The 9,295-nt window shown below is 64.2% G+C and carries 7 protein-coding genes; 2 read left to right on the forward strand and 5 right to left on the reverse strand.

What is annotated here, in order from left to right; all coding sequences use genetic code 11:
• Positions 1-227: 227 nt before the first annotated feature.
• The 4 genes from HRF45_09410 to HRF45_09425 all read right to left on the reverse strand — a co-directional run bounded on the left by HRF45_09410 (position 228) and on the right by HRF45_09425 (position 6,193).
• A complete protein-coding gene (locus HRF45_09410; protein MEP0766740.1) occupies positions 228-1,529 on the reverse strand; it encodes a hypothetical protein in 1,302 nt (433 codons plus the stop codon).
• A 27-nt stretch (positions 1,530-1,556) separates the two neighbouring features.
• The gene (locus HRF45_09415) at positions 1,557-2,090 is read right to left on the reverse strand and encodes a hypothetical protein (protein MEP0766741.1); all 534 of its coding nucleotides are present in this window, start codon (positions 2,088-2,090) and stop codon (positions 1,557-1,559) included.
• 90 nt (positions 2,091-2,180) lie between these two features.
• Positions 2,181-3,077 (reverse strand): hypothetical protein, encoded by an 897-nt coding sequence (locus tag HRF45_09420; GenBank protein ID MEP0766742.1) that lies wholly within the window; start codon positions 3,075-3,077, stop codon positions 2,181-2,183.
• 8 nt (positions 3,078-3,085) lie between these two features.
• The gene (locus HRF45_09425; GenBank protein ID MEP0766743.1) at positions 3,086-6,193 is read right to left on the reverse strand and encodes a hypothetical protein; all 3,108 of its coding nucleotides are present in this window, start codon (positions 6,191-6,193) and stop codon (positions 3,086-3,088) included.
• 191 nt (positions 6,194-6,384) lie between these two features.
• Between HRF45_09425 and galE the strand changes: the two genes are divergently transcribed.
• Both galE and HRF45_09435 read left to right on the forward strand, forming a co-directional pair.
• Positions 6,385-7,368, forward strand: coding sequence for a UDP-glucose 4-epimerase GalE (galE, locus tag HRF45_09430; GenBank protein ID MEP0766744.1), 984 nt, complete (start codon positions 6,385-6,387; stop codon positions 7,366-7,368).
• Between the two features lie 6 nt (positions 7,369-7,374).
• Positions 7,375-7,950 carry a DNA-3-methyladenine glycosylase gene (locus HRF45_09435; protein ID MEP0766745.1) on the forward strand — a complete coding sequence of 192 codons (576 nt, stop codon included), beginning with the start codon at positions 7,375-7,377 and terminating at the stop codon, positions 7,948-7,950.
• Positions 7,951-7,958: 8 nt separating this feature from the next.
• On the opposite strand, the gene HRF45_09440 is transcribed toward HRF45_09435, so the two are convergent.
• Entirely contained in the window at positions 7,959-9,086 is a 1,128-nt protein-coding gene (locus HRF45_09440) for a hypothetical protein (protein MEP0766746.1), read from the reverse strand.
• Positions 9,087-9,295 lie beyond the last annotated feature (209 nt).

Consider the following 9,295-nt stretch of genomic DNA (forward strand, 5'->3'; position numbering starts at 1 on the left):
CACCATCCCGATGTTCTCCGGCGGGACGCCCGAGCCACACCCTGCACCATCCCGATGTTCTCCGGCGGGACGCCCGAGCCACGCCCTGCATCATCCCGATGTTCTCGGGCGGGACGCCCGAGCCACACCCTGCACCATCCCGGCGATGTTCTCCGGCGGGACGCCCGAGCCACACCCGAGCCACGCCCTGCACCATCCCGGCGATGTTCTCCGGCGGGACGCCGGAATTACGGGGGGCTGGAACTGCGGTCCGAGTCGGGGATCTCGCGACGCACCTTCTCCGGAAGCTCGGAGACGCCGGAGCCGGGGCCCGTCTCGAACTCCTCCTCCTCGTCCTCTTTGATGGAGAGCACGATCCACTCCACCGACAGGTCGTCCCCGTTGCTCGCGATCATCCGCACGTTGCCGTCCAGCCGCAGGGTCTCTGCCTTTTCGTCGATCACCGCCTTCAGCGCAGTCACCTCGCGCCAGCGGCCCTCGGGCAGGTCCTGCCTGGCCTTCAGGCTGCCGTCCAGTTCGGACCGCTGCTCCTCGCCATAGAGATACACCAGCCGATCGCAGGTGGCGCGGACGGGGTAGCCCTTAGCGATCTTGCGAGAGTGCAGTGGGTCCTCTTGCTCCTCTCCTTCCTTCGGCGGCTCCTTCGCGGCTGCCACGTCTTCGGGCTTGGGCCAGATGGTCATGGTGACGTTCTGCGTCAGGGTGGCGCGCTTCACGTTCAGGTCCACCACGGCCTTGTCGGCGGTGATGTCCATGCGTGGCGAGCGCATCTGGCAGCGGCCTTCGCATGTGGCGATGTCGGTGTCCAGGTCGTGCACGATTCGGTCCGCTCGCACGAAGGTGTCCTTGTCGTCCACCATCTCTGCGTTGGTGTAGATGGTGACGTTGGGCTTGGCGGTTTTCTTCACGGAGTGGAAGCGGAAGACGACGCGCCGCTTCTCGGACTGTTTCTGTTGGAGGGGCGCGCGGTAGGCGAGGACACCCTCCCACTTGCCGACGCTGACTTCGGCGGTGCGAGTGCGCAGGAACACCTCGGCACTTTGCCCTTCCACCTTACCGCCCGCGAGCGTACCCACTATGGGTGTGGGGACGGCGACGCGCCCATCCGCCTCCGTCCAGTTGGCGGTTTGGGTGCGAACGTCGAGATCGTCGGTGACCAGTCGGACGTTGGTGACCGAGGCGGTCTTGCGGAAGTCGTCGTAGCGGACGCTCGCTGCCTCGAACTGCCCGGCCTGTCTGCCCTCATCGAACAGCTTGCCATTCGTGCAGTTGCGGAGCCAGACCTCGCGCTCGTCACGAGTGACTTCGATCACCTCGGTGTCCACGCGGAGGATGGGCTGGTCGCCATCGTACGCCGCAAGCGTGGCGTTGTGCATGGTCAGGCCGAACGGGGTATCGGCGGCTTCGCGCAACGCCTCACGATAGTCGGCGAGAGGGTCCACGCTGCGCAGGCGCATCGCGCCAACGTAGAGCAGCGCGATAACGAGGACCCACAGGATCAGGTGAAGTCCTGCACGCAACGCGCTCATCGGCTTCTCCGACCGCTCTCTTCCCGACTACGGGAAGTTCGGATTCGGCGGGGGGTCGCCGTAGGGATAGAGCTTGGCCTGTCCGAGGTCCGTGACACCACCAGGGAACGGGCCCGTGATCCGCGGGACCGCGTAGATCGCAGGGTCGTAAGGCACGGTGTCCGGCATCTGATACACGTTGGAAGAGTCGTTGAAAGGCAGCGCCGGGTACTGCACCACCCTGTGGAAACTGGGCGGGTTCGTCTGCGGAGGCCGAATCAGAATGCCGCTGAGGGAGACGGGCGGATTGACGAGGTCGTATCTCGTCGGGTCCAGCGAGTTCGGCACGAAGGCTACGACGGTTGCGCCCGCGCCTGTTCCGAGGACGCCATATACCTGTGCTCCAGCCACTCCTATCTGCTGACCCGCGACATAGGTAACCACCTGGATGCGCAACCGAGAGATACCGGTGCCCCCGCCATCGTCGCCACCTGCGCTTCCTCCACCGCAGGACACGCCGGAGATGATCACTCCGCCAAACGTCAGAGCAAGCACGAGGTTTCTGAACCCGAACTTCCGCATATTGACCTTCCTTGCTTTCGTCGGGCCGAGGCGGCCCTCGATCGGCATTCCCGCCGTCGCGGCCCGATTATATCACGCGAGAACGGATGCTCACGGGAGAGTGACGTCCACCCGCACGGGCTCGTCCACGTCCACTAAGTCCACATCGCGCGTGATGCGCAACGTGCCGAAGGGCTTCTCGAACTCCAGCCGATATTCGCCTACCGGCACCCAGAACTGGTAACGGTTTGCCGGCGAACCGAGGAGCGAGCCGGTCACGAAGGCGGAGACCACCACGCTGTCCGAGCGGCGCACCAGCTTCACGAGCACCGCGCTGCCGTTTCCGCCGGGTTCCGTCACGAACCCGAAGATGTTAGACGGACCGGGCGGCGGATCGGTACTGCTTTCTGGGGCGAGCAGCGTATCGCCCAGGTCAATGACCCCGCCGATGGCTGGCATCTCGACCGGCGCCTCGCGCGGCGTGTAGCCAGTCTTCTCCACCAGGTAGACGATCTGGAGGAAGCCGTTCGGGTCATACGCGACGTCGCCGAGAGAGAACGTGCCGTCCGCGGCGGTTGCGGCCGACCGACCCAGCATGGAGACCGTCGCACCTTCCACGACATCCAGTGTCTCGGCGTCCAGGATTCGGCCGATGACCTGTACCTGCTGAGGGCCGACGTACAAAAAGCCGAGGTTGGTGGAGCTCGTCACGGCAGGAAAGGAATAGACGAACGTTGGCAGGCCCGCTCCGGCAATGGTCAACGAGGCGGTTCCGGAGGGCACCTGGAACGAAAAGCCGCCGTCCGACAGGCGGGTCTGCGCGCCGTTGCCTCCCGCGGTGACGGTGACGGGGGGATTGGGGGGCAAGCCCGTGCCGACCATCAGCACATTGCCAGAGAGTGCAATACCTGACGGACCACCCCCTCCACCGCCACCGCCGCAACCGGGCACCAGCGCCAACGCAACGGCAGCGAGCAGCAACGCCGCACGAGCCATCCAAGTCTTCATCGTGGTCCTCACCTCTTCAGCACCAGTGGACGTACCGCTCGCGCGACCGTCCCATCTTCTCCCACTGCCTGTACGCTAAGCACGTACACGCCGGGCGGAAGGCTCACCCCACGCTCGTCCCTCCCGTCCCAAGTGACCGTATGGAGCCCGGCTTCGAAGGGCTTGTGCTCGGCGAGGGAGCGCACGCGGCCACCACCTACCGAGAGCACCTCGACGCTAACTCCAGCAGCCTGGCTGACTGCAAAGGTGGCGCTGCATCCGCCGCGCGTCGTCTGCACGTTCAGGTCCGTCACCCGCAGCGCGCCCGCCCCGGAGGTCTCGGCGCGGATGACGAACATCTGCTCGGCATCCGATGCGGTGAATGTGAGCGACGCGCTTCCGCGCATGTTCACCACTCGCCCGGTACGCGGATCGGTGAGCGTCAGTCGCATCTCGCGACGCATCGTCGCGGAGACGTCCCAGGTCAGGGTGTACGTCGTGTCGGGGGTCAAGCCGCTGGCGCGTAGCGTCCATTCGGACTGGCGCCTGTCAGCGCGGACATCGCTGTAGTAGTCGCCCTTGTCGGCGCCCCACTCGGGATGGGGGAACGAAAGTTGAAGGCCGGGTCCGAATGCCGGGGGTAGAGGGGTATCCCACTGAGGGTCGGCGCGATCGCTCGCTGTGGGGTCGGCTCCCAGCCGCGCCTCAGCGGTCGAGCCGTTCTCGGCTCGGATCGTGACGTCCACGTGCCATGAAGGCGTCCTGGAGCGGTAAGGCGCAACCGGGCCTAGACCCGAGTTGGGGCGGAAGAGGATGGTGACCCCTTCCGGCGCACGCACCCGCACCCAGTAGCCTTTCAGCGCCTCGACCGCGGTCGCGGGCTGGTTCGTGCCCGCGTCCGGATTGCTGATGTCACGGTCGAAGCGGAAGACGGTCGGCGAGACCCAGCCCTTCGTTACCGCCTCGTCCCAACCGATGGCCGGATCGTTTGGTCCGGACTGCACCCACACATCGGCGAGGCTGGTCGCGCCCGTAGCTCGGATAGGATTGCCAATCTGGTTCCAGCCGACCTGGAGTGGCACGGCGAAGGCCCTGTCGGCAGGAGGCCTCGTGCCGGTGAACGTGACGTCGCGGGCCAGTGGCAGCTTGACGAAGAACGCATAGCCGGGCTGGATGGGCGGGGTGGCCGGATAAAGCGTGTAGCGGAACAGATCCTGCCGCCATCGCGCGAAGAGCATCTCACCGGGCGGCATACCGAGAAGGATAGCGGTATCGGTTTCGCTCGGCCAGATAGGCACTGTGATCATCTGGATGCCGTCGCTGATGCGCTGGGCGTGGGTGCCTTGCTCGGTGACCTGCAGGCTCAGTGCGAGCGGTGCGGCACCGGTGTTGACCTTGCGCGTGGCCAGCAGCGTGCCCGAGCGGTCGCGGACCTCCACGGTCGCCCGCTGCGGCGCGGTCAGTGTAGGCACTTGCGCTCCAAAGGCGCCGCGAACGACGTTGGCAGTCACGTCGCCGGTCGGCAGCTTCAGCGTGACCGTTCCGCCCAAACCAGTGACCGGGTCGTAGTCGGACAGGCCGAGGACCGTGCCGTAGAAGTCGTTGCCGAGGGTCTGCGTGCAGACGGTACCGATGGGCAGCACGACGCGAGAGAGCGTCTCAGCCACCGGCGTGTCGATCGTGACGGCCTGTGTGCTGTCCGTGAAGGAGGGCGCCAATCCCGCCGAGCCGCCGAGAAGGTTGACCCGTTCGTACTGTGCACCCAGGTTCATGCGCGCGAAATCGAAAGTCCAGTAGATGGGGAACGAGATACCGTTCAGCAGGCTCTCGTCACCCGATTTGGACGTGTTGAAATAGTTGTACAGAATGATGAACACGCCGGTCTCGCCTGGTTGCAGCCCGCCGCACAAGGGGATGACCTGCGAATGAAGTTTTCTGCCGACTTGGACGCTGGAGTTGAGGATATGCTGGCGGTGGAACCAACTCGCGAATGGCAGGCCTTCCACCTCGGGGGTTGCCGCAGCGGCGATGGTCTTGAGCGTGGGGACGTTGCCCGCGAGGTTGGCAGGCGGGTCCGGGTCCGCGTAATAGGCGGCGTGGAACTTGGTGAAGAACGCGGGGTCCTCCGTGAGCACCTTCGCCCAAGCCGAGCCCGCCATCATGTAGCGCACCAGGAAGAGCCCACCGGTGAACCCCGGGTTGATGGGAGCATTCTTTAGCGACGGAGCGATGAAGCTGTTGTTGCCCAGTGCCGGCTGATTCCACCAATCATAGAAGCTGCGCGCTTCGTAGGTGGCTTCGAGCACTGGGCCTGCTCGCGAGCCGTCTGGAAAGGTGAAGGTATCTGGATAGACCTGGCGTGCGACGCGCATGGTGACGGCGCGGGAGAAGCCCTGCTCCCAAGCGTCGAAGTGCAGCATCGCTGGGCCGTGATAGGCGTGCACTAGAAGGTTCAGGAAGTTGACGGCGGCCGCCGCCAGGTTGTTGTACACCGGGAACAGGATGGTGGGGCCGCCACCGTGCGTGGGGTCGCTTGCCAGGTAGATACCACCCACCACAGCATCTCTGTCGCCGATGTCGGCGTCGTAGTTGACCACCGTGATTGGCCCGCACGCCGCAGGGTACGGGGCGCCGTAGATGCCTTCGATGAGGGGGTTGGCGGTGTCGAAGACGCCTTGCAGCACGGCCTGATACTGCGACGTGAACGTCTCGCCCTGGGCGGTGGAGAACTGCAGGCTGAGGCACCCGTTCTGAATGCTCACGCCCTCTCCCGAGGGCGGGAGGGAACCGTTGGAACGAGGCAGGAGCAGACGACCGTTTTCGCGCAGCAGCACCACGTGCGTCACGGGCCAAACCATGTCGCGCGGCATGAGGCCCCTTGCCTTCAGCTCGCGGATGAGCGGGCGTCCGGCCTCGGTCATCGCGCGCTGAACGATCTGCACCCGCTCCACGACCTTTGCGCGAACTTGTGCAGGGTCGAGACCGTCCACGTCCACGACAATGGCTTGCTGCGGACCGTCCGACACCGTCGCGAATGGCACGTCCGACAGGTTGCGGTACACCTGCGCGCCGGCGTTGCACGCAAGCCCGAGTGCCAGCAGCCCGAGTATGCCCGTCACCCCGCTGGTTCCTCTCATCCTCTCACCCTCGCCTTCCGCGCGTCCAACACAGCCGCTCCGAGATAGATACGACGCGGGATGCCTTGCCGCGTTACGTCCGCTGCATATTCGCCGCGCCGGAGCCCCGGCCCTGCCTCTTGGGCTGCGCACCGGAGCATGGCTCACCCTCCACGGGTATCATCCGGCCAGAAGATTGCGAGGTTGGGCGGATGATTCTGGTGATCGGTGGCGCGGGCTATATCGGCTCGCACATGGTGAAGTTCCTTAGGCAGAACGGCGAGAAGCCCTTGGTGCTGGACAACCTGGAGCTAGGCCACCGGGCCGCAGTGCAGGACGCCGAGCTGGTCAGCGGCGACATCCGTGATCGCGAGTTGCTGAGGGGCATCTTTCGGCACAACGACATCGAATGCGTCATGCACTTCGCCGCATACGCATCGGTGGGTGACTCCGTGGCGGACCCGTCCAAGTATTACGACAACAACGTCAACGGCTGCCACATCTTGCTGGAGGCGATGCGGGAGGCGGGTGTGAGTCGGATCATCTTCTCCTCGTCCGCCGCAACCTATGGCGAGCCGCAGAGCATACCGATTCCCGAGGATCACCCACAATTACCCACCAATCCGTATGGCGAGACCAAGCTGGTGATGGAGCGCATGCTGAAGTGGTACGGCAGGGCATACGGCATTCGCTCGGTATCGCTGCGTTATTTCAATGCCGCGGGCGCAGATCCGGACGGCGAGCTTGGGGAGGACCACGACCCGGAGCAGCATCTCATTCCCGTTGTGCTGCAGACCGCGCTGGGCAAGCGCGACAGGGTGCGAGTTTTCGGCACCGATTGGGACACTCCGGATGGCACCTGCATCCGTGACTACATTCATGTCACCGATCTGGCCGATGCTCACTTGAAGGCACTAAATGCTCTGCGGGACGGTGCCGAGGTGTTAGCATACAACCTCGGCAACCAGGAGGGCTTCAGTGTCACCGAGGTGATTCAGGCATGTGAGCGCGTGGTAGGCAAGTCGATTCCCTGCGAAGCCGCCCCGAGGAGACCAGGGGATCCTGCGCGACTCGTGGCATCGTCCGAGCGGATCAAGAAGGAGCTCGGCTGGCGCCCGAGGTACCCCTCCTTGGAAACCATCATTCTGCACGCATGGAACTGGATGAAGGCGCATCCCAACGGTTACGGGTCATAGCGCACGTTGCCCATCCTCCCGCGCTCCTTCTACATACGCGACACGGTGGTAGTGGCGCGCGACTTGTTAGGTCGCATCCTGGTAGTGGACTCGGCCGAGGGTCGGACGGCCGTGCGAATCGTGGAGACCGAGGCGTACCTGAACGATGACCCGGCATGTCATGCTTCGCGCGGCAAGACCAAACGCAACGCTACCATGTTCGAGCGGGGAGGATGTGCCTACGTGTACTTTACCTATGGAATGCACTTCGCGCTCAACTTCGTCACGGGGCCGGCAGGCGTAGGAGAAGCGGTCCTGATCCGCGCGGGTGAACCGCTGGAAGGCATAGAGCTGATGCGCGAACGACGCGGGAACGTGCACGATGAGAGGCTTTGTGCAGGGCCGGGGAACCTAACCAGAGCGCTGGGCCTGAGCGCAGCCGACGACGGCGAATCGCTCACGGGGCGACGCATCCGGGTGCTGACAGGCGAGCCGGTGCCGGACGATATGGTAGTGACAACGACACGCATTGGCATCTCGCAGGCCAAGGAACTGCCCTGGCGATTCTATGTTCGCGACAGCCGATACGTATCGCGCCGTTGAGCGGCGGCCTACAGGGAGCGGAAGATCGCATCGAGGTCTTTCTCTTGCGTGTCTTTGTAGCCAAACCCGAGTAGCACGAACACCCCGTCCTTCACATCGTAGTACAGCCTTCCCGCATCGCCGCAAGGCCCCAGGTTGCAGCGCAGCTCGTAGAAGTTAGGCTTCCCTTTGCGAGTAATGGCCTTCGTATTCGCGTGCTCGTGATGGGTGGAGATAGACCTCTCAGCGAGCGAGCGCAGGACATCCACCAGTGCACCGGTAGAGACGTGAGCGGGCACTAACTCCCTCAACCCCCTGCGGAACCCCTCGCAGTGCTGGAAGTGAGATAACACCTCTAACAGCTCCAACTCATCGCGGGTCCAGGACGTACGTGGGGCAGCACGCGAGACGCTCAGATCGTGCTCCTTCTCGGCGAGTTCGAGCTCCAACTCGGTGATGCGGTCCATGCATCGGTCTCGTTCCGTTCGCAGTCGCAGGACATCGTTCTCCAGCGCTTTCTCCTTGCTCTCGAGCTTCTCATAGTCGGCTGCGAGTTGCTCGGCGAAAGCGCGATCCCCCTTCGCCAGCATATCCGCGCGCTCCCGCACTTGGTCGGATGCGAGGACGGATATCTCAGAGGTGAGTCCCTGCATCACACGGTCGAAGCCTTGCGTCAGTGAGTGTTCCATCTCCTCGAATGCGCGGTTCAGTCGGATCAGTCTGCCGGCGATATCTTTCACCTGCTCTTCCAGCCCGTCGATGCGAGATTGCAGTTGGCTGGCGATCGACTCGAAGACGTCCCAGTGGTCGTCAGCCGCCACGTCTTTCGTGCCCGGTGGCGTTTCCGACTGCGATTCCATCGGGGCGGTCCGATCTGTCTGTGCTAACAGGGCGTCCAACAGATCGCATTCGGCTTGGCCGAGAGGCTTGCCGTCGGCGGTGCGGGTTACATACACGTAGAATGGGAAGTCGCCACGGTCCTCGAAAAAGTTGGCTCCGTGGCTGTATGCCTTCATCCGCCCTTCTTTGTCCAACGCGGCAAGCAGCGCCTCGTGGTGCGCCTTGTCCGCCGAGAGGAGGCGGACACCTCGACTAAAGGCTTCCCGCTTGGAACGCTTCTTGCTCGGCTGTCCCACTTGACTAACGCCGTATGCCATCGTGATTGGATTCTAACACGAGAATCGGTGGTCGGGTACGTCGGCCGCGATGGTATCTTGGGCGGCGTGAACGAGGTCGGCATGCGTTGGTAGGTGTGGTGGAGAGCACGCTGCTCGCTGTGGGAACCGCGGCTGGTGCGAGGTTCGCTGGTTGGCTCACTACGGGCGGGGCCATCGCAGCGTCGGTCCTCGGGGCGGTGGTGCTGGCA

Source organism: Fimbriimonadia bacterium (genome assembly GCA_039961735.1).
Taxonomy (GTDB): Bacteria; Armatimonadota; Fimbriimonadia; order Fimbriimonadales; family JABRVX01; genus JABRVX01.